The organism is Nonomuraea sp. NPDC050790 (assembly GCF_044456745.1).
Lineage (GTDB): Bacteria > Actinomycetota > Actinomycetes > Streptosporangiales > Streptosporangiaceae > Nonomuraea.
In genome coordinates, this window is sequence record NZ_JBITGF010000001.1 from 527,908 (window position 1) to 551,361 (window position 23,454).

A 23,454-nucleotide genomic window follows, 5' to 3' on the forward strand; every position below is an offset into this window, starting at 1 on the left:
ATTGTGCGCTTGTGACTGGACTACTACTGTCAAAACAGGAGGGAAGGAGGAGTCATGGTCGACCAGGTCCGTCCCATCGTTCTCTTGCTCGCCCGCGTAGCCATCGGTGCGATCTTCCTCGTCCACGGGTTGGTCAAGTTCACCGGCGGCATAGGCGGGACGACGGCCTTCTTCGAGCAGATCGGCATTCCGCTGCCCGGGCTGGCCGCGCCCGTGGTCGCCGTGGTGGAGACGCTCGGCGGCGCCGCGCTGATCCTCGGCGCCGGCCTGCCGATCGTGAGCGTGCTGCTCGCGCTGGACATGCTCGGCGCGGCGGTGTTCGTGCACTTCGCCAATGGTTTCTTCATCGACAAGGGCGGCTTCGAGTTCGTCCTGGCCCTGGCGGCGGGCGCGCTCGCCGTCGGCTTCACCGGTGGTGGCGCGCTGGCTCTCGACAGCCTGTGGCAGCGCCGCCGTACCACCACGACCGCCTGATCGAGCGCCTGGCGATTACCCAGATCTCCAGGCGCCCTCAATCCCGCGCCCAGCACCCGCGGAACCCGGCGGCCGAAACCCGCGCCCGTGGAAACCCGCGCCCGTGGAAACCCGCGCCTGCGGAATCCGCGACCATCACCCGCAGAACCCGCACCCGGAACCCCGCACCCGGAACCGCGACCAGCATCCGCAGCCGGAACCCGCGACCATCGGCGCCCACGGCCCGCGCCCACGGCCCGCGCCCACGGCCGGCGATCACAACCCGTGGCCACAACACGCGATCAGAACCCGTGGCTCAGCGGCCACGTCAGCACGCGGGCTCAGCGGCCGCGGGGGAGTAGGCCGCCCACGGTCGCGTCGGGGCGGTCCACGTGGGCGTCGGGTAAGAGGGCGGAGGCGTCCAGACCGGCGTGGTTCAGGGCGCGGCCGAGTGGGTTCAGGGGCTCCAGCAGGGGTTCGCACTGGGACGGGGGCGTGCCCATCGAGTACGCCAGCGAACACAACCACATCGCCAGGTCGTCGCTCTGGCCGTTGAGGTCGACGCGGGCGCGGAACGTCCCTGAGCGCGGGTCGTAGGCGTTGCTCGCGTTGTTCACGGCCAGCGGGGCGGTCTGGAGGAACGTCTCGATCGAGGCGCGCTGCCGTACCAGAAGCCGGGTGATGTGGGCGAGGTCGCGGGTGTTGGCGGTGATCTCGGTGCGGTTGTCGTCGACGAAGTCGGCGACCTGAGTGAGCGTGCCGGACAGGCCCTTGAAGACGGCGCGCAGCTCGTCGCGTTCGGCGGCGAGGTGCCCCGACGCCGTGGCCAGGTCGCGCATGAACGCGCGGATCCGGGCGTCGTCCTCGGCCATCGTGCCGGTGATCAGGGCCAGGTTGCGGATGGTCTGGGAGAACTCGTCCTTGTCGGCGGCCAGCGCGGCGGCGGCGTCGGACAGGTCGCGCACGCTCGCCCCGACGGTGGCGCCCTGGCCGCCGAAGGTGTCGGCGGAGACCCTGAGCAGGCGCGACAGCGAGCCGTCCGCGTTCGCGCCATCGGGGCCGAGCGCCCTGGTCAGCGTGTTGAAGCTGCGCAGCGCCTCGTCGATCTCGACGGGTGTCTGTCCGGCGGCGAGCGTCCCGCCGTCCCTCAGCACCGCGCCCCCCGTGTACGGCGGCGCGAGCTGCACATACCGATCGGCCACCACCGACCTGGCCACGATGACGGCCTGCGCGTGCGCGGGGACTTTGAGCCCGGCGTCGTAGGCCAGATCCACCCGGACCTGGTCGCCGATCGGCGTCACGGCCGTCACCTCGCCCACCTTGACGCCCAGGATCCGCACGTCGGAGCCGGGATAAAGGCCCACCACCCGCTCGAAGCGCACGCTCACGCGCACGGTGGAGTCAGGCTGGAGCAGCAGGAACCCGGCCGCGCCCAGAAGGGCGGCCAGCAGGGCGGCGAGCCAGCGGTTCATGGGGGTCTTCCGACGGGGATGGGATGGTGAGCGAAAGGCTACCGAGGGTGACTGACATTCGCGGGCTTTCGGCGCTGCCTACTCACCGGTAGGGTGTTACCGGCGGTAACCCCAGGAACTTCAGGGAGCGGCGAGATGACCGGCTTTTGTCCAGAGCTCAGTGACGATGTGCGTGAAGTGCGTGACTGGGTGCGGACCTTCGCCCGCGACGTCATCCGCCCCGCCGGCGCCGAATGGGACGAACGCGAGCAGACCCCGTGGCCCGTCATCCAGGAGGCCGCCAAGATCGGGCTGTACTCGCTGGACTTCTTCGCCACCCAATGGTTCGAGGAGAGCGGGCTGGCGCTGCCGGTCGCGTTCGAGGAGATCTTCTGGGGTGACGCCGGGATCGGCCTGTCGATCGTCGGAACCGGCCTGGCCGCCGCCGCGCTCTCCGCCGGCGGCACGCCCGAGCAGATGGGGGAGTGGCTGCCCCAGATGTTCGGCACCGAGAACGACGTCAAGGTCGGCGCGTTCTGCGCCTCGGAGCCCGACGCCGGCTCCGACGTGGGCGCCATCCGCACCCGCGCGGAACGCGACCCGTCCGGCGACTGGATCCTGAACGGCGTCAAGACCTGGGCCACCAACGGCGGCATCGCCAACGTCCACGTCGTCGTCGCCTCCGTCGACCCGGCCCTCGGCACCCGCGGCCAGGCCACGTTCGTCATCCCGCCGGGTACACCGGGCCTGTCCATGGGCCAGAAGTTCAGGAAGCACGGCATCCGCGCCTCCCACACCGCCGAGGTGGTCCTCGACCGGGTACGCGTCCCCGCCGCCTGCCTCCTGGGCGGCCAGGAGAAGCTGGACGCGCGCCTGGCCCGCGTACGCAACGGCGAACGTTCCGGCGAGCAGGCCGCGATGCGCACTTTCGAGACCACCCGCCCGTCAGTGGCCGCGATGGCCGTGGGCATCGCCCGCGCGGGCTACGAGTACGCCCGCGACTACGCCGTCGAACGCGAGCAGTTCGGCCGCAAGATCGGCGAGAACCAGGCCATCGCCTTCCTCCTGGCCGACATGGCGACCCGCGTGGACATGGCCCGCCTGCTCACCTGGCGGGCGGCCTGGATGGCGCGCAACGGCCGCCAGTTCGAGCAGGCAGAGGGGTCGATGTCGAAGCTGGTGGCGGGCGAGACGGCGGTGTGGGTGACCGAGCAGGCCATCCAGATCCTGGGCGGCGCGGGATACACGCGCGAGCACCCAGTGGAGCGCTTCCACCGCGACGCCAAGATCTACACCATCTTCGAGGGCACGTCGGAGATCCAGCGCCTGATCATCGGTCGAGCGGTGACCGGATTGCCCGTGCGGTAGCTCTGAACAGCACAAACGCGCCCTCTGCTGTTCTAATGGCAGAGGGCGCGTTCTTAGCAGACGAGACTATTAGCACTAGTGATCAAGCTCTGTTCCGTACCTGTTCCGTGATCTTGTTAGGACTCGGAACGGGTGAAATGGTCATGGATCGCGTCTCGGGCGCGTTGATGTGAGCTCGGAAGCATGTGGGCGTAGCGGCGGAGGGTGAAGGCCGGGTCTGTGTGACCAAGGTACTCGGCGAGTTCGTTAATGGAGACGCCGCCAGCGAGAGTGATGGAGTTGGTGTGTTCCCTCGCGGCGGGTGGTGGCGTAGCAGAGACGGGTACGTCGTTTGCCGTCGAGGCCGGGTTGCTCAGGTTTGAGCTTTCGTGAGGGGGCGGGGATGATGCCGACCTTGACGAGAGCGGACTTTCAGATCTGTTCGCTGTAGGTGCGGGCATGGCCATGCTCTCCGATGACCGGCCAGCGGGGTTATCCAGTATGCCGAGGACGCTTGGAGTCACGTCGAACCAGACGACATGGGCGAACTGGGAGGCATCGCAACCTTCAGCCGTCCCCGCCGGGTCTACTACGCTGCTGATGCTCTTGCATGGCTGCCCTCCGAATCCAACAAGGGGAGATCGAAGGAGCCGCTGAAGCTCTCGTGCCAGTCCTCGATCTCCCGTCTTACCGGCGCATCAACGGCATCATCAAGTTCGTGGAGCACGTTCATCAGGTCCTCGCCAAGGCGCTCACCAGTGGCGAGGCCCAGGAAGTGCAAGAGCACATCGAGTTTCTTCGCACGTACGCCGTTGAAGGCACTTCCCATGTAGATTTCGGATCATGTATCCGGTGTATCTGCCCAGTAAGAAAGTAGTCCTACGCGAGTTTCGTCAAGATGACGCGGAGGCTGCGTTCCACGTCGTTGGTGACTCTCGCGTAACTGACTGGCTGTCCTTCGATGCCCGCTCCCATGAGCAGGCTACCGACATGGTGGCCGGTATCGTCGCGCGTGCCCAGGACCAACCACGTACCGAGTACTACCTAGCGATCACCACCCATGAATCAGATAGCTTGATCGGGTTCGTGCGTCTCGGGCTCTCTGGTGTCCAAGCGGCTAAGCTCGGATTCGCCATTACTGCTGACGCATGGGGGCATGGATACGCAACCGACGCAGCCAGGACACTAACCACGTTCGCCTTCCGCAGCCTCGATCTGCATCGAGTTAGCGCAGCCATCGGCCCTACAATTAGAGTTTCCATGCTCTTGGTTACCAAGCTTGGCTTTGTCCCCGAAGGCCGGATCAGAGATCATGTGTTCACGAACGGTGCATGGAGAGATAGCGTTCTCTACTCTGTGCTGAATGACGAGTGGTCTGGATAATCCTGTAAGAACTTTCTTCTCATGCTTAAGTGGCCCTGACGGGCCGCACGCGCCGCCCACGCGGCGCGGGCCGACTGCTCCCGCTTGAGCTCCCGCACCGGCCCGCACGAACGCCGGTCGGCTGGCGCGAACGAGGACAGGGCCGCTTTGGGGCGCGGTGCCCTGCTCACGGCGTTGATCTCGCTAAGCGCAAGCGGAGCCAGTCACAGGGCCGGGGTCACGGCATGCCTCCGGCGGGGGCGCTCCGGCTCCGGGCTGGCCAAGATCGCGACGTACGGCGGTGGAGTGGCTTAGGTGGAAGCCTGCCCGCCTGCCGCCGTCCCAGGACAAGCCCTAGCAGGCCAGCCGCGGGGCCGCCTTCGCTCCATGACAGCCGTGACACCGGGCGTATGGTAGGGCAGCCCCGCGGCTGGCCCGCTACCTCGCCAGGAGGGACGACGGCAGACGGGCAAGCCAGGGGATGGATGTGCCTGGCGCAGGCTCACTGTCCACGATCGCGTTTGAACTTCTCTCGATCTAGAAAGTGCTCAGCCATTTCACTTGTGGCCTTAACAACGACGGGTTCCTGAAGGGGGGCGGGCCAGATCTGAATGTAGTGGTTATCGACGCCATCATCCCTCGAGCCTTCCCAATCCATGTTCTTGACGTGGTACCGAATGCGGTAAGTCCCGGGTCCGGCCGGAAGAGGAGGAAGCGGATGCATCACTGCATTATCATGGGCGAATCCGCCCATCTCTACTTCGCCTGATATGGACACATAGCCAATGTCTACGATGTCCTCATAGGTGGAAAGATCTGCCCCGGGGTCCTGGTCAGCCATAGTCACGGTGAAGTCGGCGGGCCCATACTGATGTGTAATGTGAAGAGTGACCCAGCCCTGCTCGACCTCGATGAACCCAACAGACTGGGCTGGTGTATCTGCATATCCTTCAAGTTCCCTGTCCTGTAGGCCAGCGATGCCATAGTCAGAGACATCGACGGTCAGCCGTACAGTGCGAGTCTCATCGTTGTTCATGAACAGGAAGCGTAGACGCCGCTACCCACAAATCTCTCGAAATCCTAACGGTTTGGCCTGTCTCAAGACCGTGATTGGCTGAGCGGCGGAAGGGGAGCCAATCCGGGAGCCACACCAGGTGAACCGGCCTGAACAGATCTGGGCTCGATTGACCAGCCGACCTCGCGTCAGGACTGGCGTGAACCTATCCAACCGGCGAAAAGCTGGGTCGAGTCCTTTCGCGGATCACAGGACTGATCTTGCTCCGTCTCTGTTCCGTCAGACTCAGAAAACCGCCGTAAGAGGACGGCAGACGTTCCGAGGTGTCAGCCCTTGTCAGCGCCGTGATTCGACAGCCTGCCCAAGTCGCGATCACGCGCAGTCAAGATCTACACCATCTTCGAGGGCACGTCGGAGATCCAGAGATTGATCATCGGCCGCGCCGTCACCGGCCTGCCCGTGCGATAGGAACCTCGTACGTCAGAAGGGGGCCGAAGGTGGAGCGGTGACACTCGGCGGGTAACAGCGGGTGCAGCCGGTCCCAGACGCCGGCCGCGTGCTGCACGCCGCCGGCCGACTCGACAGGTCGTCAACGGTGATCGACAGCTCGCGCGTCGGGCGTACAAGGGCGGCCCGAAACCGGCCCGAGCCCGGCCGACCGTGCCAAGCCGGGCTCGAAACATCACGTCATGCCTCTGGTCAAACCCGTCATGGCCCGCTGCGGACGCGGCCATCAGCCTCGTCCGCTGATCTTTCTGTCAGGACCTCGTAGGCAGTCTGTAGATCCAGAGCGCTACCTGCTGGCCTGAGATGGTGTGCGATGCGTTCACCGCGTCCGGGTAGCCGTATGTCGTGGGGACCTTGTTGACGCCCCGTGTCCTGTCCAGAGAGGCTTCGGGGGTGTTGTAGATGCTCTCGACAGTGATGGGGACCTGGCTTCCGGAGTGTCCGGCCGCAGCGAGGAGGTCGCGGTAGAAAATCTGGAGGCGGGCCTTGCACCCTGTGCATGGCCCGATGTTGCTGATCAGGATGACCTGGATCGATTGAGCGGCGACCTTGAATCCTTGATCGGCAATCCACTCGTAGGCATCGAGCAGAGTGGTGACCTCGCTGTCCTGCTGCGAGAGCTTGGCCTCGTCCAGACTGATCTCTCTGGGACGTTCGGCGCCTTCTGTCGCTGTGAGGGTGTAGTAGCCCTGGCCGGACCTGGGCGCCGCGACCGGGGTCAAGTAGCAGTTGTCGCTGTCGCCCTCGGCGGGGATGTTGCCGTCGACGATCACCATGATGCGGGAGTAGAGGCCGGGTTCTCCTACCTGATGGTCTTTTGCGGCGAGTTCGTGGATCACGGCCAGTTCCCGCACGATCGCCTGGGTTCGCAAGTCAGGGCCCTGGGCGTGACTGTGCGACATCGTCGACCTCCTTCATCGGGGAATTTCACCTTCTCATCGGGCGAGGGCGAATCAAGGGGCCGTCAGTGTCCAACTCCGGCCAAAACTGCAGGTAGTGGCGCTATTGCCCCTATTCGTACCGACCGGTATCGAAGGTCGAGTCGGTACCAGCAGGGTCCGCTACCCGCAGGCGTCGCGACGCGAGAACGCCAGGCTGCTCAGCTCCCCGCGTTGGAGGAGGTGTTGCCAGTCTGCGTCCGGGTGGTGGGCTGTTTGACACTCCCGGGCGACGGAGAGACGTGTGCCCCCCGGACCGATCATGGTTCGGGGGTGTTTGTGTCCCCGTGACAGTGACGTCGGCTGCTGTTCGGCTGGCCGGGAGGCGGTGACGATCCGGAAGTGGGGCCGTGAGGTTGTCCACGACTTCGCGGATCCGGCGTGGGGACGAGGCGCCCGAGTCACCGGAGGGCCGGGATGCGTTGCGGGCTCGGCTGGCGTCGACAGTGTGAAGCGAGGCAACCAGGGGTGGCCGTGATGGCAAGGAAGTACCAGCGGGTGACGGGCGCGGAGCGCGAGGAGTTGAAGCGCCGGTACCTCGCGGAGGAGTCGATCCGGGGCTGTCGATCTCGACGGGCCGTTCGTACGGGTTCGTTCACCGGCTGCTGCAGGAGGCGGGGCCCCGCTGAGGTCGCCGGGCGGCAGCCAGAGGCCGGCTCGCCGGATTGCGGTCAGCTGATCCAGTTGACGAAAACGCCGATAGGCACGGACATGCTGATTCCGAGTACGAAGAACATCCACTGATGACGCCGTTCGGCGCGGACGGTTGCCTTCGTCTCGCCAACGAGAATCTGTCTGATCTTCTCGGCCTGTTCCTTGTCGATCTCGAGTAGTTTCTGCTGACTATCGGCTTCCGCTAGCAGTGCTTCGCGCACGGTTTGCTGGGCTTCGAGGTCGCGTCGCAGTTCGTCCATCAGGATGGCGGCTTCGGTGAACGCGTCGTTTACCGCCTTGATTCGGGTTCGGAGCCGTTCACCTGGATCGCTGCGTACTTCCAGGGGGAAGATCTCAACCTCGCGCTGCCGTTCGGTGCGCCTTGAGGTCCTGCGCTCCCAGGCATCTCTCATGGACATCACCCAAGAGATGATCGCTATGGCAGCGAAGGCGACCAAGACCGGCCATGACACCCAGGGATGCCTGTCGATGAGCCGCATGAGACCGACGAGCGCCCAGAACCCTCCGATGGCCAAGGGAAGGCCCACAAGGACGCCTGCCAAGGTCCAAGCAAGTAGGGAAGCTAGCGCGGCGCGAATTCTCGTGTTCACGGTGCCTATTGCATCGCGGGTTGGGCCGTACCCATCGGCGTTTGGGCAGATCGCCATGTGACTGTTGAAGATCGGTACGAGCGGAACATTGTCCAAGTTGAGTTCCGCTCCGTGTGCTAATGCCACGAGTGATCCACTTCCCTCGTGAAAGGTGCTCTCAGGAGCAACCACAGCAGCGACCGGCTCCACCCCGCCGCTCCGCTCGACGACCTGATCACCCGCGTCCGCCTCCGCCGGCCCGACGCGACCGGCGAGTTCATCGCCGCCGCCCTCCACTCCTCCCCGAGCTGTACGCCCGAGTTGGAAGCGCTCGCCGCCGACAACCAGACGCTCCGGGTGCTGCTCGGCGAACTCGCGCAGGCCGGTGGGCGGACGTGAGTACCGAGCTGGTCAAGGCACCGCGTGGCGACCTCGCGCCACCCGATCATCCTTAACCTGACCCGGACGTGGCTGCGCTCGTACGACTCGCCGAACACGCGCGAGGCGTACGAGCGGAACATCCGGCGGTGGTTCCGGTTCTGCACGGAGACCGGCCTCGACCCACTGGAGGCGCGCAAGCCGCACGGCGACGTGTGAGGACAAGAATTCGCCCAGGTCAGGACTGCTCTTGCGGACCAGCTACAGGTGGGGGTTTGAGTGCCGTAGCTCTACACGATCTTCGAGGGCACGTCGGAGATCCAGGGTTTGATCATCGGTCGAGCCGTCACCGGGCCTGCCCGTGTGGTGATGACGCGGGCGTAATCGCGTCGTAAGACCCGGGCGGGGGCTGATGGGGTTACCTGGGGGCATGAGCATCTTCAGGCGGCCCGTGACCTGGCTGGTCGCCGGCGTGGCCCTGGTGGTCGCGGCGGTCGGCCTGTATCTCTTCCAGCCCTGGCGGCTGTTCACGACCGTCACGGTCGACGAGGCGCTGCCGGTCGTCGCCACGACGCCCGCCGCCACCCAGGCGGCGGCGCCCACACGGGTGGCCGTTCCCGAGGTCCAGGTGCTGGCGCGCGGCGAGTTCCGCAGTCACGAGCACAAGACCAGGGGCACCGCGAAGGTCCTGCGCCTGGCCGACGGCAGCCGGGTCCTGCGGATCGAGAAGCTCGACACCTCCGACGGGCCCGACCTGCGCGTGTGGCTCACCGACCGGCCGGTGACCGACGACTGGTTCAGCGTCGGCCGGGGACGGAACGTGGAGCTCGGCGACCTCAAGGGCAACAAGGGCAACGCCAACTACGTCATCCCGGCCGGTACCGACCTCGACGTGTTCACCAGCGTCACGATCTGGTGCAAACGCTTCAGCGTCTCTTTCGGCGCCGCCGCACTCAAGTGAGCTCCGTCGGGGACGGTGCTGACCTGACGCGCCTGGACCATGTGTCAGGAACGCACGTCGGTCACCTCCGCGCCGAGCAGGTCGGCGATAGCCGGCAGGCCGGCCAGCCGGTGACCGGTGCCCAAAGCCCAGTGGTGCGAGATGCCGGTCGCAATCGGCCTCGGCGGTAGGCCCCATCGTAGCGACGCCACCATGGCCGGCGTCTCGACGATGACCGCCACGGCCATCAGGAACACGAGGCGCAAAGGCAAGGATCCACTCGAAACCCGCCAGACTGCGGATAAACCTCCGATGTGGTGGATCATGGCCTTCGTGGACTTCGCGGGGGTATTCGACATCCATCTGACCGTCGCGCCCGGCGGCGACGTGGACCGGCTGGACGCCTGGGCGGCGGGCAACCAGGCCACGCTGGCCCATGTCGTGCTGGCGCGCGGCGCGGTGCCGTGCCAGCCGACGGTGACGCTGGCCGGCCGCGGCACCCTGCCCGAGCAGCGCGCGGCCGCCGCGACCTGCGCGGAGGGGCTGGAGGAGGCCGGGTTCCGCGTGGTCAGGGTGAAGATCGAGGCGGCGCCCTGGAACCGTGACGTGCCATGGACCGCCGCCGCGGCGGCGAAGCTGGACGGATGCTACTTCGAGCACCACGTCACGGTGATCGACCCCGCCAGGACGGAGGAACTGGCCGGGATCGCGCAGCGGCACTCCGCGCACCTGTCGCGCGACGCTCTGCGGGTGCGGGCGGACGGCTCGGCCGAGCGGTACGTCACGCAGCGCTGCCGCGGCGTCGGCCTGTCGGTGGCGGGGCACCGGCTCGACGGCCTGGTACGGGCACTGGGCGCGGACGGCTTCGCCGTACTGGAGGCCGAGCGCGAGTTCGTCGTCCACGACGACAACCCCGGCATCGACCGGGGCTGGATCGAGGAGCGGTGAGGCTCGGCGGCGCGCAGGTAGGTGCTGACGGTTGGTGGCGTGCGGTTAGGGAGGCGGTGACGGTTGGCCGCGTGCGGTCAGGTAGGCGTCGAGGGCGGCGGCGCCGCTCAGCATGGCCAGGCCGCGGGCCGACAGCCGTTCGCGCCAGCCCGACAGCGCGGCCTCCAGCGGGGCGATGCCGCCGGCCGTTCGGACCTGGGTGAGCAGGGGGGCGATCTGGTCCAGCAGGTAGCCGCCGCGCCTGAGCTGGTGGGCGAGCTGGGCGTCGCGGACGTCGCCCGAGGCGTAGACGCGGTAGCCGGTGTGCCGGTCGCGGCCGGGGCGCAGGATGCCCGCCTGCTCCCACTTGCGCAGCGTGGCGGGGCGCACGCCGAGCCTACGGGCGAGCGGGCCGATGTGGGTGACGCCGTGTTCGGGCGGGGTGGGGGCCAGGTCGCGCAGCGCGTTCTCGACGGCGGTCAGCGTGCGGCGGTCCTCCAGGAGCTGGGCGTGGCTCTCGTCGATGAGCCGCAGGGCCTCCTCCAGCGCGTCCTCGTTGACCGCGCGCAGGACCGCGGTGGCCGTGTGGTGCCCGTGGGCGGGGATCAGGGCGACGAAGGCGCGCAGCGCCTGCGCGTGCAGCGGGGTGTAGGCGCGGTAGCCGCTCGGGGTGCGCGCCGCCCGTGGGAGGATGCCCGCCTCCTCATAGTTGCGTACGGCCTGCGAGGAGATGCCGTGCTCACGGGCCAGGTCGATCGGGCGGAGCTGCCTCATGGTTTAAGGTTACGGCCTCGCCGTACTGGATGGCATCTTCAGACCCTCAACAGAAAGTTCAACGATATCGTCGAAGCATGCGGACGGATGCGGAGGAACTGGGCGCGGCGGTGCTCAGGCTGGCGGGTGAGCGTACGCGGCTGCTGGGGCTGGGGGAGCCGACGCACGGGGTGGAGGCGTTTCCCCGGCTGCGCAACGAGCTCTTCCGGTATCTGGCCGGGCACGCGGGGTTCCGCTCGGTGGCGATCGAGAGCGACTGCCTGAAGGGGCTGGTCGTCGACGACTACGTGGCGGGCGGCGAGGGTGACGTCGAGGAGGTCGTGCGCGAGGGGTTCAGCCACGGGCTCGGCGCGTCGGCCGCGGCGCGGGAGCTCGTGCTCTGGATGCGGGAGCACAACCACGGCCGGCCCGAGCACGAGCGGCTGCGGTTCTACGGGTTCGACGCGCCCATGGAGCTGAGCGGCGCCGCGAGCCCGCGCGAGGCCGTTCTGCGCCTGCACGCGGCGCTGGCCGCCCACGTGCCGCTTGCGTGGGACGTGCCGGAGTTCGCGGGGCTGTTCGGCGCCGACGAGCGCTGGGACAACCTCGACGCGATGATGGACCCCGCGCGCTCGATCGGCCGCTCCGCCGACGCGGTACGGCTGCGCCTGCTCGCCGATGACCTCACCGGCTACCTCGACGCCCACGCGCCCCGGCTGGCCGGCGCGGGCGAGCGGGACTGGTGGCGAGCCCGCCTCTACGGCAGGACGGCCACCGGCCTGCTGCGCTACCACGCGGCGATGGCCGACGACACCCCCGACCGGCTGGCCCGGCTGAGCGGAATGCGCGACGCCATGATGGCCGCCAACCTCCTGGCGATCGAGGCCCGCGAGACCGGGCGCGGCGCCACGCTCGTCTACGCCCACAACCGCCACCTGCAGCGCGAGCTGAGCACCATGCGGCTGGGGGAGACGTACGTGGAGTGGTGGAGCGCGGGGGCGATGACCCATGCGCGCCTCGGCGACCGCTACGCCTTCTTCGCCACCGGCGTGGGCCACTGGCCGGGCCTGGAGCCTCCCGCGCCGGACACGCTCGAAGGCGTCCTGTCCGCCCTGCCGGGCGAGCGCCTGGTGGCCGATCCAAAGGCACTGGCGGCCACCGGCGTACGGCTGAAGCCCCGGATCAGCACCGACTACCGCTACATCCCGCTGGAGCCCGACCACGACGCCGAAGGCATCGTCTTCCTGAAGACCGCCGAAGCGGACACCGAAGAGGCTGCCGCAGCGGACGCCGAACAGGACGCCGCGACAGACCTCCCAGGTTAGCTGTTCGACGATCCCGAACAGGCGCTATCGTCGGCTGCGTGGGAGAGACGATCCAGTCAGTGGAGCGGGCCGCGGCCATCCTCAGGCTCCTGGCCGCGGGCCCGCGCCAGTTGGGCGTGGCCGAGCTGGCCAGAGCCATGGCGCTGCCCAAGGGCACGCTCCACGGCATCCTGCGCACGCTCGTGCACGTCGGCTTCGTCGAGCAGGACGCCGCCACCGGCAAGTACCGGCTCGGCGCCACGCTGCTCCACCTGGGCAGCAGCTACCTCGACGTCAACGAGCTGCGCGCCCGCTCGCTCAACTGGGCTGACGGCCTGGCCGGGCGCAGCAGGGAGAGCGTGTGGATCGGCACCCTGCACGAGGGCCAGGTCCTGGTCATCCACCACGTCTTCCGCCCCGACGACAGCATGCAGGTGCTCCAGGTGGGCGCCCACCTGCCGGCCCGCACCACCGCGCTCGGCAAGGTCCTGCTGGCCCACGACCCCTACGAGGAGCCGGGCGAGGACGAGCTGGACCAGGTCAGGTCCCGGGGCTGGGCCGCCGACCTGGAGGAGCTGGAGGAGGGCGAGGTCTCCGTCGCCGCCCCCATCAAGGACCCCAGCGGCGTGGTCGTCGGCGCGATCGGCATCCGCGGCGCCGTTGAGCGCCTGACCAGGGACGGCGAACTCGACATGCGCTACGTCTCCTACGTGCGCGACGCCGCCAGGGCGATCACCCGCGACCTGGCCCGTTGAAACATGCGCCCCGCACCCCATACGATTCCCCCGAGCGTTCGGCATTGTCGAACATCGTGGAAAGAGGCTTCCCCGTGTACGTAGCCGCCATCGACCAGGGCACCACCTCCAGCCGGTGCATCGTGTTCGACCACGACGGCAACATCATCTCCGTCGCCCAGCGCGAGCACCGCCAGATCTTCCCCCGCCCCGGCTGGGTGGAGCACGACGCCACCGAGATCTGGGCGGCCGTGCGCGAGGTGCTCGACGAGGCGGTCGACGGCCTGGAGATCGCGGCGCTCGGCATCACCAACCAGCGCGAGACGGCCGTGCTGTGGGACCGGCACACCGGCGAGCCCGTCTGCCCGGCGATCGTCTGGCAGGACACCCGCACCGACGAGCTCATCGACGGGATGGACGGCCAGATCTTCCGCGAGCGCGCCGGGCTGCCGCTGACCACGTACTTCTCCGGTCCCAAGGTGCGCTGGATGCTCGACCGGGGGCTGCGCGAGCGGGCCGAGCGGGGCGAGATCCTGTTCGGGACCGTGGACAGCTGGCTCATCTGGAAGCTCACCGGCCGCCACGTCACCGACGTGACCAACGCCAGCCGTACGCTGATGATGAACATCCACACGCTGGCCTGGGACGACGAACTGCTCGCCGCGCTCGGCGTGCCGCGCGCGATCCTGCCCGAGATCCGCCCGTCCTCCGAGGTGTACGGGCACTTCCGCGGCATCCCGGTGGCCGCCGCGCTCGGCGACCAGCAGGCGGCCCTGTTCGGGCAGACCTGCTTCGAGCCCGGCGAGACCAAGTCCACCTACGGCTCAGGCAGCTTCCTGCTGATGAACACCGGCGACAAGCCCGTCGTCTCCCGGCACGGCCTGCTCACCACCGTCGGCTACCAACTCGGCGACGGCCCCGCCACCTACGCGCTCGAAGGCGCCATCGCCGTCACCGGCTCCCTCGTGCAGTGGCTGCGCGACAACCTCGGCCTGATCTCCAGCGCCGCCGAGATCGAGACCCTCGCCAAGACGGTCGACGACAACGGCGGCTGCTACTTCGTGCCCGCCTTCTCCGGCCTGTTCGCGCCCCACTGGCGCGGCGACGCCCGCGGGGTCATCGCCGGGCTGACGGCGTTCGTCAACAAGGGGCACCTGGCGCGGGCCGTACTGGAGGCCACGGCCTTCCAGACCCGCGAGGTCGTCGAGGCGATGAACGCCGACGCCGGGCTCGCGCTGGCGAGCCTGCGCGTGGACGGCGGCATGACCGCCGACAACCTGCTCATGCAGACGCTCGCCGACGTGCTGGACGTGCCGGTCATCAGGCCCGTGGTCGCCGAGACCACCGCGCTGGGCGCCGCGTACGCCGCGGGCCTGGCCACCGGGTACTGGGACGGCCTCGCCGGCCTGCGCGCCAACTGGCACAAGGCGGCCGAGTGGCGGCCGGCCATCGACCCCGGCAGGCGCGAGCGCGAGTACCGCGACTGGAACAAGGCCGTCGCCCGCACGCTCGACTGGGTGGAGAAGTCATGATGATCGTCACAGGAGCCGACCGCGGGCAGACGCGCGAGGAGCTGTCGAGGGCCGTGTTCGACCTGCTCGTCATCGGCGGCGGCATCCTCGGCACCTCGGTCGCCTGGATGGCCGCCCAGGCGGGGCTGCGCGTGGCCATGGTGGACGCGGGCGACTTCGCCGGCGCCACCTCCAGCGCCTCCTCCAAGCTGGTCCACGGCGGTCTGCGCTACCTGCAGACCGGCAACCTCAAGCTCGTCGCCGAGAACCACCGCGAGCGCCGTGCGCTGGCCGCCGACATCGCCCCGCACCTGGTCAAGCCGCTCGACTTCGTCGTACCCGTGTACAAGGGCGGGCCGCACGGAGCGGCCAAGCTGGGCGCGGGCGTGTTCCTGTACTCGGCGCTGTCGGCCTCGCTCGGCAGGATCGTCGGGCCGCGCCACGCCCAGGAGCTGGTGCCCGAGCTGCGCATGGACGGCCTGCGCGCGGCGGCCGTCTACGGCGACCACCAGATGAACGACAGCCGGGTCGCCGTCATGACCGTGCGCGCGGCGGTGGAGGCGGGCGCCGTGGTGCTCAACCACGCCGAGGTGGCCGGGCTGCGCTTCAGCCGCGGCAGCGTGTGCGGGGCCGACCTGCGCGACCGGCTGGACGGCACGGAGTTCGGCGTCCAGGCCCACCTGGTGCTCAACGCCACCGGCCCCTGGGTGGACGAACTGCGCCGCATGGAGGACGCCGCCGCCGAGCCGAGCATCCGGCTGTCGAAGGGCGCCCACGTGGTCATGCGCAGGCGCGAGCCGTGGAAGGCGGCGCTGACCACCCCGATCGACAAGTACCGCGTCTCCTTCGCCATCCCGTGGGAGGACCACCTGCTGCTCGGCACCACCGACGAGGAGTACACCGGCGACCCCGGCCAGGTACGCGCCACCGACGCCGACGTCGACCAGATCCTCGACGAGGCCGGCCACGCCGTCACCGGGCTGTCCAGGCAGGACATCACCTACACCTTCGCGGGCCTGCGCGTGCTGCCCGGCGGCCCCGGGCGGGTCACGGCGGCCAAGCGGGAGACCGTCCTGACCTACGGCAGGGGCGGCATGCTGTCGGTGGCGGGCGGCAAGTGGACGACCTACCGGCACATCGGCAGGCACGTGTTCGAGACCCTGTCCAAGGTGCTGGGCGGCGACCACGCCCAGGTGCTGCCGGCCGTACCGCTGCCGGGGATGGCGAGCCCGGACGCGGTCGCGATGCGGCTGTTCACCGACCGCGAGCCGGGCGCGCGGATGGACCCGCTGATCGCCCGCCACCTGGCCACCCACTACGGCTCGCTCGCCTTCGACCTGGCCAGGCTGATCCAGCGTGACCCGGGCCTCGGCGAGCGCATCCATCCGGACGGGCCCGACATCTGGGCGCAGGCGCTCTACGCCCGCGACCGGGAGTGGGCGGCGACCGTCGACGACGTCGTACGGCGCCGCACCACCCTGACGATCCGCGGCCTGGACACCCCCGAGGTCCGCGAGCGGGTCTCAGCCCTTCTCCGAAGCTGAGGCGGCCATCAGCTCCTTCTCCTCGCGGGTGGCGATCAGCCCGGCCGGTTCGACGAGCTTGGACTCCACGAACGGCTCCTCGGTGCTCGGCAGCGGCTCCGTCGCGCGGACGGCGCGCACCCAGACCCGGATCGCGTCCAGCAGCACGATGATGATGAGCACCGCGAACAGCGCCGCCAGGATGCCGTCGACGGTCGAGTTGACGACGATCTGCCGCATGGCCTCGGGCGTCTTGGCCGGCGCCAGGATCTGCCCCTGGTCGATGGCCGCCTGGAAGCGGTTGCGCTGGGCGAAGAAGCCGAGCCCCGGGTCGGCGGAGAACACCTTCTGGTAGCTGGCCGTCAGCGTCACCGCCACGTCCCAGGCCAGCGGCACACCGGTCACCCACGCCCATTTCAGCCGCCCGCTCTTGATGAGCAGCGTGGTGGCCACGGTCAGTGCCACCGCCGCGAGCAACTGGTTGGCGATGCCGAACAGCGGGAAGAGCTGGTTGATGCCGCCGAGCGGGTCGTTGACGCCCTGGTAGAGGAAGTAGCCCCACGCCGCCACGACCACCGCGCTGGTGCCGACGAGGCCGGGCCACCAGCTCACGCGGCCGATCGGCTTCCACACGTTGCCGAGCGTGTCCTGGAGCATGAAGCGCCCGACGCGGGTGCCGGCGTCGACGGTGGTGAGGATGAACAGCGCCTCGAACATGATCGCGAAGTGATACCAGAACGCCTGCAGCCCCGGCCCGCCGATGAAGTCGGAGAAGATCTGCGACAACCCGACCGCCAGCGTCGGCGCCCCGCCCGTGCGGGCGATAAGCGTCTCCTCCTGTACGGCCTGCGCCGCCGCCTGGAGCTGTTCCGGGGTGATGACGAAGCCCATGTTGGACACCGCCTCGGCGGCCGTCTGGACCGTGGCGCCGACCACCCCGGCGGGGGAGTTCATGGCGAAGTACAGCCCCGGGCTCAGGATGCAGGCGGCGGTGATGGCCATCACGGCGACGAACGACTCCATCAGCATGGAGCCGTAGCCGATCATCCGGACCTGGGTCTCCTTCTGGATCATCTTGGGCGTGGTGCCCGAGGAGATCAGGGAGTGGAAGCCGGACAGCGCCCCGCAGGCGATGATGATGAACACGAACGGGAACAGCGACCCGGCGAAGACCGGGCCCTTGCCGTTGAAGGCGAAGTCGGTGAACGCGGTCGTCTTCATCACCGGCATGGTGATCGCGACGCCGATCGCCAGCAGCACGATCGTGCCGATCTTCATGAACGTCGACAGGTAGTCGCGGGGCGCCAGCAGCATCCAGACGGGCAGCACGGCCGCGACGAAGCCGTAGGCGATCAGCCACAGCGACAGCGCCGACGGGCTGAGCGTGAACGTCGCCGCCCAGCTCGACTCCTGCACCCAGCCGCCGGCGACGATCGCCAGCACCAGCAGGCCGACGCCGATGACCGTTGTCTCGACGACCCGGCCCGGCCGCAGCTTGCGCAGGTAGAAGCCCATGAAGAAGGCGATCGGGATGGTCATCGCGATCGAGAACGTGCCCCACGGCGAGCGGGCCAGCGCGCCCACCACGACCAGCGCGAGCACCGCCAACAAGATGATCATGATGGCGAAGACCGCGATCAGCGCGGCGGCGCCGCCGATCGGGCCGATCTCCTCGCGGGCCATCTGGCCGAGGCTCTTGCCGTTGCGGCGCATGGAGAAGAACAGGATCACCATGTCCTGCACGGCGCCGGCGAAGATGACGCCCGCGATGATCCAGATCGTGCCGGGCAGGTAGCCCATCTGCGCGGCCAGCACCGGCCCGACCAGCGGCCCCGCCCCGGCGATCGCGGCGAAGTGGTGGCCGAACAGGATGCGCCGGTCGGTCGGGTGGAAGTCGATGCCGTTGTCGAGCCGCTCGGCCGGAGTGGCCCGCCGCGCGTCCGCACCGAGCACGCGGCGCAGGATGAAGCGGGCGTAGAAGCGGTAGGCGATGGCGTAGGAGCCCAGCGCCGCGGCCAGCAGCCAGATCGCGTTGACGTTCTCGCCCCGCGACAGGGCGAGCACGGCCCAGCCGGTGGCGCCGATGACGGCGACGGCTGTCCAGATGAGAATGGATCGCAGTTTCACCGGACGGTCCCTCCTAGGCAGGGGAGGTCGGTCGTGAAGCGCCGCCAGCGGCCCCACGTGCGGCAGTCGATCGTGACCGCCTGCCCGGCGAGGTGCATCCAGGCGACGGGTAGCGCGAAGGCGGGGTCGTCGCCGAGTTGACGCGCGCGGCGGGGCAGCTTGGCCCGGCGTACCGGCCGGACCGAGAACTCGCCGTCGTGCGCGCAGCACACGCCGATGCCATGCCAGTCGAAGAAGATCACCTCGTCCGGGCGCAGCGCGTCACGCGCCGCGGCGGTGAGTGTGATCGAGAACATCCCTCACTCCTGTTGCAGGATCGTTTTCGACGCTAGTCCCCCGTCACCCTCCCGTAAAGCACCGCCCGGATCTTGGCGCGGCGGACGCCGCAGGTCCGGCGCTTGGGCCTCGCCCGCGATCACCCGTGCGAACGCGCGCCGCGTCGCTCTTGTCGCGCGCGGTGACGGAACGGACAATCGTCTGGGTGTTCCTGAGGGGAGGTCTGTTGGAGGGCGGCAATGACGGTGGTGCTGTTCGTGTGGGGGGCACGGTGCGCAGGACGGTCAGGCGATGGACCCGGACGGTCCACGCGCTGTTGAGACATCTGGAAGGCAAGGGATTCGAGGGGGCGCCGCGCGTCCTGGGAATCGACTCCGAGGGCCGCGAGGTCCTCACGTATCTGGAAGGCGAGACGCTGGGCGTGCGCCGGGTCTGGCCCGAGTGGACGCGCACCGAGGACACGTTGCGCCAGGTCGCCTGGTGGCTGCGTGACTACCACGAGGCCGTCGCCGACTTCGTGCCGCCACCCGACGCCGAATGGCGTACGGGCGTGCGCTGGTCGCCCGGCATGATCATCGCGCACAACGACGCGAGCTCGTTCAACGCCGCCTGGTCGGCGGGGCGGCTGGTCGGGTTCTTCGACTGGGACTTCGCCGGCCCGTCCACCGTCCAGTCGGACCTGGCGTGGACGGCGCTGGGGTGGGTGCCGCTGCACGCCCGCCGCGTGGCCGCATCGGAGGGCTTCACCGACTTCGCCGCGCGCCCGCACCGGCTGCGGATGTTCCTGGAGTCGTACGGCTGGGCCGGGGAGGCAGGCCCGATCGTCGAGGAGATCCGCGCCAGGATGAGCGCGCGGGCCAGGGAGATCAGGCGCTTCGGCGTCGGCGGCGAGGCCCTGTACAAGCGGCTGCTCAGCCAGGGCGTCGCCGACGACATGGACCAGGCGGTCAGGGAGCTGGAGGAGCTGAGGTTGTGAGCCGCCACCAGGGCGCGGGCCCGCGGTCGTCGTAGCGGCCGCCGGTCGGTCCGTCGTCGGGCAGGGTGGCGAGCCTGACGACGGCGGCCGCTCCCTCCTCGATGGGGCGGTGGCCGCGGAAGGCGTTCATGTCGGTGTAGCCGGAGGGCGCGGAGTCGCGAAGTGGGCCGGCTCCGGGTCCCCGCCGGCTCATGCCGCCGGCCTGTGGGAGATCACCGCCGACGACGCCGCGGCCGTCATGCGCGCCGTCCACCGCATGGGCCGCCCGCATCAAGGACGTCTCCCCGCAGGGGTCCACCCCGGGCCTCCCGGCCGCCCTGCTCGTCCCTCCTCCTGGCCTGGAGGGCCCGTGTTGCCCGGCGTTGGTTGTGTGGGGTGTTCCCGGACCGGGTGGCCGGGTGTTTCCGGGCGTGGCGGAGGGACGCCGGGCGGCGGAGGTGAGGGTTGGCAAGGGTTGCCGGTGGGTGTGCGGCGGCTCGGGCGACGCGGCGGGCGCCGGGGTGGTCGCGGGCGAGGTTCCGGCAGGAGAGGGAGGAAATCCGCCGCCGACCCGGTGAGGCGAAGACCGGGAGAGCGGGGTTCCGGGTGGAGTGCGGATAGGGGCTGTGGCGGAGGGATGGGGTTAGGGGTCGGAGCGGAGGACGCCGCGTTCCGTGGCGCGGACGCCGGCCTGGAAGCGGCTACGGGCCCCCAGGAGTTGCATGAGCTCGGCCGTGATCCGGCGCGTGGTCCGGATCGACACGCCGAGGCGGCGGGCGATGGTCTCGTCGGTGTGGCCGTCGGCCAGCAGACGCAGCACGGCGAGCTGCTGCGCGGTCAGTTCTTCCCCTTGGCGGCGCGGCTGCCCGGCCCCGAGCTCGGCGGAGTTCTCCCACACCGACTCGAAGTGCTCGCACAGCGCGTTGACCACCCCCGTCCCCCTGATCAGGACGGCGCCCATGGTCTCCTCCTCGGGGTTGACCGGCACCAGCGCGGTCTCCCTGTCGTAGATGAGCAGTCGCTGGGAGAGCGCCCCGTACGTGCGCACCAGCGCGCCGGCTTCGGTCAGCCAGTGGGCGTACTCGAGGGTCAAGCTGTCGTTGTAGATGCTCTGCACGTAGATCGTCCGCATGAGGACGCCGCGGTCAAGGATGGCCTGATCGAGCGGGCGGCTGGCTTCCATCGCCTCCCTGGTCTGCGCGCCGCGGGGCGCGAAGGCCATCAGCTCGGTCCGGCAGGTGTTGGCGAGCTCTTCGATACGGGTGCGGATCTCGTCGAGGCCGGTCAAATGGTCAACCTCGGGGTGCTGTGCCGCACGCTGTCTCGAGTGCTGCTCGATGAGCTCCATCACCGCCCGCCGGTTGGCGGCCAGTTCTTGCTGGCGCTGGAGAAGCTCCTGCTCCTGGCGGGCCAGGAGAGTGGAGAACCCCACCGCGGGGGTCACCGCCAGCAGGGTTTCCGGATGTTCCCACGACGGGCGTACCAGAGATAACTCGGCGAGCTCGTCGAGGATGTGGCGAACCCTCCTCGGCGGCCAGCCGAGGAGGTTCGCCAGGTCGTTCACGCCGTACTGAGGGTTGTCCAGGATTGCGCTGTACAACGTAGCTGCGTCTGGGCCCAAACCTATGGACTCGAACACGCCGCCTCCCGAAGCTGCCAGACGGGCATCGTTGGACGTTGAGTCTCCCGTGGGGATTGTACTTTGGCAATCTTGACATGGCCCTTTCCTTTGGCCACTTTTTCTCAGTTTGACGAGCCCGGCTCGTGCTTTACCGCGGTGAGAAATACGCCGACCAGATAGGCGGGCCGCCGCGGGCTCCGTTTGCCCTGGTTGGCCGTTGATCCACGGCCCTCCGCGCGGGCCGCCCGCCGTACCCCGGCCGGCCGTCGCCGGGCCGCACGCGGGTCTCTACCCGCCCGTCCTCACACTCCGTGTCCACTCGGGTACGGCACGCGGGCCCGCCCCCGGGAGGGGTGGCAGCACCCTGCCACCGCAGCATGCTGACACGGCAGGATGCTGCCCCTCGAATATCGCCGCCATATACTTATGGAGATCGACTGGGGGAAAGTGCTGCGGTTTTAATCAGGGATTGATGAATAGTGTATATCGTCACAGCCCGATTGAGCGGGCGGTCACCTGGAACGAACGCAGAACGGATCGAACTCTCCCTGCGGAGCTTCGTCGGCCGCGCCAGCGGCCTGGAGCATTTCCACGTAAGAGTTGAGCCCGGCGGCATGAACGTGGTCTTTTTCCTCCTGCAGGCGACGCTTCAGGAAGCGGAGGCGAAGGCCGTCGAGATCTGCCAGCAGGCGCTCGATCGGGCCGGGCGCGGCGATTGGGTCATAACGCAGTGCATGGCCACGATCGTGGACCAGGCGGAGGACATCATCGTTTCCGGCTGGGCGGCCGCGGAGGTCCCGCAGTTCCCCGAAAAGGCGGCCGTCGAGCGTCCCTCGACCCGGGTGCGCGGCATCGGCCCCCGCATGATCGGCCAGATGAACGAACGCTACGTCCTCGACCTGATCCGCCATCTCGGCCGGGTCTCGCGGGCGGAGCTGGCCAGGGTGTCCGGGCTGTCGAAGCCGATGGTCTCCTCCGCGGTCATGAACCTGGAGAACAACGGCCTGGTCGAGCGCTACGGCAAGCAGGAGGGCGGGCCTGGACGGGCCGCCACCCTGTTCCGCGTGCGCAGCGAGGCCGGCTGGGTCATGGGCGTGGACGTCCGCGACGGCGTCGCGCAGTGGGCGGTCTCCCGGCTGGACGGCGACACCCGCGTCACCCGCGTCTCCGCCCTGCGCGGCGAGAGGGAGGCCGAGTGCTTCGAGGACCTCGTCCGCACCGTGGACCTGGTCTGCAAGCAGGCCGGCATCGGCCGCGAGGACCTCACCTGGGTGGTGGCGGGCTTCTCCGCGCCGCCGTGCGAGGTGGCGCCCAGCCCGCAGGGCACCAGTTGCCACGCCGCCGTGGACCGTGGGCTCAGCCGCCTGTTCGGGCCGAACTACCTGGCCAGGCGGGCGGTGGAGATGGAGATGCTCTACAAGTACCGCGTCAGCGACCGGCGTGAGGCCCGTGACATGGCCTACGTCTCGGTCGGGCGTTCCATCGAGATCGGCCTGATCACCGACGGCCGGCTCCAGGCGCCGCCGGTGCCCGTCTGCGTCCCCGAGGCGCTGACGCTCGCGGCGCGGATGTCGGGCGCCGCGGCGCCCCGGGTGTGTGAACGGCCGGCCGACGGCCCCGTCCAGACCGACCTGGAACGCCTCCTCACCACCCGTGGCCTGGACGAACTGTCGCTGGACGAGCTGGTCGACGGAGCCGAGCGGGGCAGCGAGGTCGCGCTGCGGATCGTGGCGGAGATGGCGGTGCTGACCGCCAGGCTCCTCGTCGCGGTCTCCGCGATCACGCGGCCCGAGCTGGTGGTGTTCATCGGCAGGCTGGCCGGTCTGCCGGGCTTCCCCGACCGGGTGAGCGCCGAGCTGGCCGCCATGGCCGCCTGGATGTCGCCTGTGATGGAGGTCGGCACGGGGCAGGGCGGGGCCGTCCTGGACGGATGCCTGGCCGAGGGCTTCGACCTCGCATGGAATTCCATACTCGACGACCTCGGTCGTGGATAGCGGTTTCCGAACCATGTTCGGTTAGCCGGGCGTCCGGCCGGTCAGGCCGGCGGGACGTTCCCGGGCCATTGGGCGCGCTTTCGCCTCGCGTTAA

24 protein-coding genes and 2 pseudogenes are annotated in these 23,454 nt (G+C 69.0%); 15 read left to right on the forward strand and 11 right to left on the reverse strand.

Going from position 1 to position 23,454, the window contains the following annotated elements; translation table 11 throughout:
* The first annotated feature begins 54 nt into the window (after positions 1 to 54).
* On the forward strand, positions 55 to 474 hold the full coding sequence (locus ACIBEJ_RS02515) for a DoxX family protein (protein WP_397180796.1): 420 nt from the start codon (positions 55 to 57) through the stop codon (positions 472 to 474).
* Positions 475 to 794: 320 nt separating this feature from the next.
* Here ACIBEJ_RS02515 and ACIBEJ_RS02520 read toward each other — a convergent pair whose 3' ends face one another.
* A complete protein-coding gene (locus tag ACIBEJ_RS02520; protein WP_397180797.1) occupies positions 795 to 1,925 on the reverse strand; it encodes an MCE family protein in 1,131 nt (376 codons plus the stop codon).
* A 135-nt stretch (positions 1,926 to 2,060) separates the two neighbouring features.
* Here ACIBEJ_RS02520 and ACIBEJ_RS02525 point away from each other — a divergent pair, with 135 nt between their 5' ends.
* Positions 2,061 to 3,272, forward strand: a complete 1,212-nt coding sequence (locus ACIBEJ_RS02525) for an acyl-CoA dehydrogenase family protein (protein ID WP_397180798.1) — start codon at positions 2,061 to 2,063, stop codon at positions 3,270 to 3,272.
* Positions 3,273 to 3,840: 568 nt separating this feature from the next.
* Here the strand turns inward: ACIBEJ_RS02525 and ACIBEJ_RS02530 are convergent.
* A complete protein-coding gene (locus ACIBEJ_RS02530) occupies positions 3,841 to 4,080 on the reverse strand; it encodes a hypothetical protein (protein ID WP_397180799.1) in 240 nt (79 codons plus the stop codon).
* Between the two features lie 14 nt (positions 4,081 to 4,094).
* On the opposite strand from ACIBEJ_RS02530, the gene ACIBEJ_RS02535 reads away from it, so the two are divergent.
* Positions 4,095 to 4,634, forward strand: a complete 540-nt coding sequence (locus tag ACIBEJ_RS02535) for a GNAT family N-acetyltransferase (protein WP_397180800.1) — start codon at positions 4,095 to 4,097, stop codon at positions 4,632 to 4,634.
* Between the two features lie 481 nt (positions 4,635 to 5,115).
* Here ACIBEJ_RS02535 and ACIBEJ_RS02540 read toward each other — a convergent pair whose 3' ends face one another.
* On the reverse strand, positions 5,116 to 5,649 hold the full coding sequence (locus tag ACIBEJ_RS02540) for a hypothetical protein (RefSeq protein WP_397180801.1): 534 nt from the start codon (positions 5,647 to 5,649) through the stop codon (positions 5,116 to 5,118).
* Positions 5,650 to 6,003: 354 nt separating this feature from the next.
* Between ACIBEJ_RS02540 and ACIBEJ_RS02545 the strand changes: the two are divergent.
* A pseudogene (locus tag ACIBEJ_RS02545) lies at positions 6,004 to 6,096 on the forward strand (acyl-CoA dehydrogenase family protein); the annotation flags it as partial.
* 290 nt (positions 6,097 to 6,386) lie between these two features.
* Here the strand turns inward: ACIBEJ_RS02545 and ACIBEJ_RS02550 are convergent.
* On the reverse strand, positions 6,387 to 7,037 hold the full coding sequence (locus tag ACIBEJ_RS02550) for a hypothetical protein (protein WP_397180802.1): 651 nt from the start codon (positions 7,035 to 7,037) through the stop codon (positions 6,387 to 6,389).
* 513 nt (positions 7,038 to 7,550) lie between these two features.
* Between ACIBEJ_RS02550 and ACIBEJ_RS02555 the strand changes: the two are divergent.
* Positions 7,551 to 7,752 (forward strand): annotated as a pseudogene (locus tag ACIBEJ_RS02555) (helix-turn-helix domain-containing protein).
* Here the strand turns inward: ACIBEJ_RS02555 and ACIBEJ_RS02560 are convergent.
* On the reverse strand, positions 7,745 to 8,464 hold the full coding sequence (locus ACIBEJ_RS02560; protein WP_397180803.1) for a hypothetical protein: 720 nt from the start codon (positions 8,462 to 8,464) through the stop codon (positions 7,745 to 7,747). The pseudogene ACIBEJ_RS02555 and the gene ACIBEJ_RS02560 overlap by 8 nt on opposite strands.
* 18 nt (positions 8,465 to 8,482) lie before the next feature.
* On the opposite strand from ACIBEJ_RS02560, the gene ACIBEJ_RS02565 reads away from it, so the two are divergent.
* From ACIBEJ_RS02565 to ACIBEJ_RS02575, 3 genes are all read left to right on the forward strand, one after another.
* Entirely contained in the window at positions 8,483 to 8,716 is a 234-nt protein-coding gene (locus tag ACIBEJ_RS02565; RefSeq protein ID WP_397180804.1) for a hypothetical protein, read from the forward strand.
* A 24-nt stretch (positions 8,717 to 8,740) separates the two neighbouring features.
* Positions 8,741 to 8,914, forward strand: coding sequence for a hypothetical protein (locus ACIBEJ_RS02570; RefSeq protein ID WP_397180805.1), 174 nt, complete (start codon positions 8,741 to 8,743; stop codon positions 8,912 to 8,914).
* 211 nt (positions 8,915 to 9,125) lie between these two features.
* Complete coding sequence (locus ACIBEJ_RS02575; RefSeq protein WP_397180806.1) at positions 9,126 to 9,656, forward strand: DM13 domain-containing protein; 531 nt, start codon at positions 9,126 to 9,128, stop codon at positions 9,654 to 9,656.
* 44 nt (positions 9,657 to 9,700) lie between these two features.
* Here ACIBEJ_RS02575 and ACIBEJ_RS02580 read toward each other — a convergent pair whose 3' ends face one another.
* Positions 9,701 to 9,901 (reverse strand): hypothetical protein, encoded by a 201-nt coding sequence (locus tag ACIBEJ_RS02580; RefSeq protein ID WP_397180807.1) that lies wholly within the window; start codon positions 9,899 to 9,901, stop codon positions 9,701 to 9,703.
* A 58-nt stretch (positions 9,902 to 9,959) separates the two neighbouring features.
* On the opposite strand from ACIBEJ_RS02580, the gene ACIBEJ_RS02585 reads away from it, so the two are divergent.
* Positions 9,960 to 10,583, forward strand: a complete 624-nt coding sequence (locus ACIBEJ_RS02585) for a hypothetical protein (protein WP_397180808.1) — start codon at positions 9,960 to 9,962, stop codon at positions 10,581 to 10,583.
* A 45-nt stretch (positions 10,584 to 10,628) separates the two neighbouring features.
* Here the strand turns inward: ACIBEJ_RS02585 and ACIBEJ_RS02590 are convergent, their stop codons facing one another.
* The gene (locus ACIBEJ_RS02590; protein ID WP_397180809.1) at positions 10,629 to 11,336 is read right to left on the reverse strand and encodes a TioE family transcriptional regulator; all 708 of its coding nucleotides are present in this window, start codon (positions 11,334 to 11,336) and stop codon (positions 10,629 to 10,631) included.
* 77 nt (positions 11,337 to 11,413) lie between these two features.
* On the opposite strand from ACIBEJ_RS02590, the gene ACIBEJ_RS02595 reads away from it, so the two are divergent.
* Genes ACIBEJ_RS02595 through ACIBEJ_RS02610 form a run of 4 tightly spaced genes read left to right on the forward strand, consistent with a single transcriptional unit; the run spans position 11,414 to position 16,408 of the window.
* Entirely contained in the window at positions 11,414 to 12,640 is a 1,227-nt protein-coding gene (locus ACIBEJ_RS02595; protein WP_397180810.1) for an erythromycin esterase family protein, read from the forward strand.
* Between the two features lie 38 nt (positions 12,641 to 12,678).
* Positions 12,679 to 13,374: an IclR family transcriptional regulator gene (locus ACIBEJ_RS02600; RefSeq protein ID WP_397180811.1), complete on the forward strand. Its 696-nt coding sequence runs from the start codon at positions 12,679 to 12,681 to the stop codon at positions 13,372 to 13,374.
* A gap of 56 nt (positions 13,375 to 13,430) precedes the next feature.
* The gene (gene glpK / locus ACIBEJ_RS02605) at positions 13,431 to 14,885 is read left to right on the forward strand and encodes a glycerol kinase GlpK (protein WP_397180812.1); all 1,455 of its coding nucleotides are present in this window, start codon (positions 13,431 to 13,433) and stop codon (positions 14,883 to 14,885) included.
* A complete protein-coding gene (locus ACIBEJ_RS02610) occupies positions 14,882 to 16,408 on the forward strand; it encodes an FAD-dependent oxidoreductase (protein WP_397180813.1) in 1,527 nt (508 codons plus the stop codon). The genes glpK and ACIBEJ_RS02610 overlap by 4 nt, the downstream gene beginning before the upstream one ends.
* Here the strand turns inward: ACIBEJ_RS02610 and ACIBEJ_RS02615 are convergent.
* Positions 16,388 to 18,514 carry a carbon starvation CstA family protein gene (locus ACIBEJ_RS02615; protein ID WP_397180814.1) on the reverse strand — a complete coding sequence of 709 codons (2,127 nt, stop codon included), beginning with the start codon at positions 18,512 to 18,514 and terminating at the stop codon, positions 16,388 to 16,390. The genes ACIBEJ_RS02610 and ACIBEJ_RS02615 overlap by 21 nt on opposite strands.
* Positions 18,511 to 18,810, reverse strand: a complete 300-nt coding sequence (locus tag ACIBEJ_RS02620; RefSeq protein WP_397180815.1) for a hypothetical protein — start codon at positions 18,808 to 18,810, stop codon at positions 18,511 to 18,513. The genes ACIBEJ_RS02615 and ACIBEJ_RS02620 overlap by 4 nt, the downstream gene beginning before the upstream one ends.
* Before the next feature lie 296 nt (positions 18,811 to 19,106).
* On the opposite strand from ACIBEJ_RS02620, the gene ACIBEJ_RS02625 reads away from it, so the two are divergent.
* Positions 19,107 to 19,766, forward strand: a complete 660-nt coding sequence (locus tag ACIBEJ_RS02625; protein WP_397180816.1) for a phosphotransferase — start codon at positions 19,107 to 19,109, stop codon at positions 19,764 to 19,766.
* Here ACIBEJ_RS02625 and ACIBEJ_RS02630 read toward each other — a convergent pair.
* Together ACIBEJ_RS02630 and ACIBEJ_RS02635 are read right to left on the reverse strand one after the other, a co-directional pair.
* Entirely contained in the window at positions 19,738 to 20,037 is a 300-nt protein-coding gene (locus ACIBEJ_RS02630; RefSeq protein WP_397180817.1) for a hypothetical protein, read from the reverse strand. The genes ACIBEJ_RS02625 and ACIBEJ_RS02630 overlap by 29 nt on opposite strands.
* 351 nt (positions 20,038 to 20,388) lie before the next feature.
* Complete coding sequence (locus ACIBEJ_RS02635; RefSeq protein ID WP_397180818.1) at positions 20,389 to 21,345, reverse strand: LuxR C-terminal-related transcriptional regulator; 957 nt, start codon at positions 21,343 to 21,345, stop codon at positions 20,389 to 20,391.
* A gap of 635 nt (positions 21,346 to 21,980) precedes the next feature.
* Here ACIBEJ_RS02635 and ACIBEJ_RS02640 point away from each other — a divergent pair.
* Positions 21,981 to 23,360, forward strand: coding sequence for a MarR family transcriptional regulator (locus tag ACIBEJ_RS02640; protein ID WP_397180819.1), 1,380 nt, complete (start codon positions 21,981 to 21,983; stop codon positions 23,358 to 23,360).
* Positions 23,361 to 23,454: the final 94 nt, after the last annotated feature.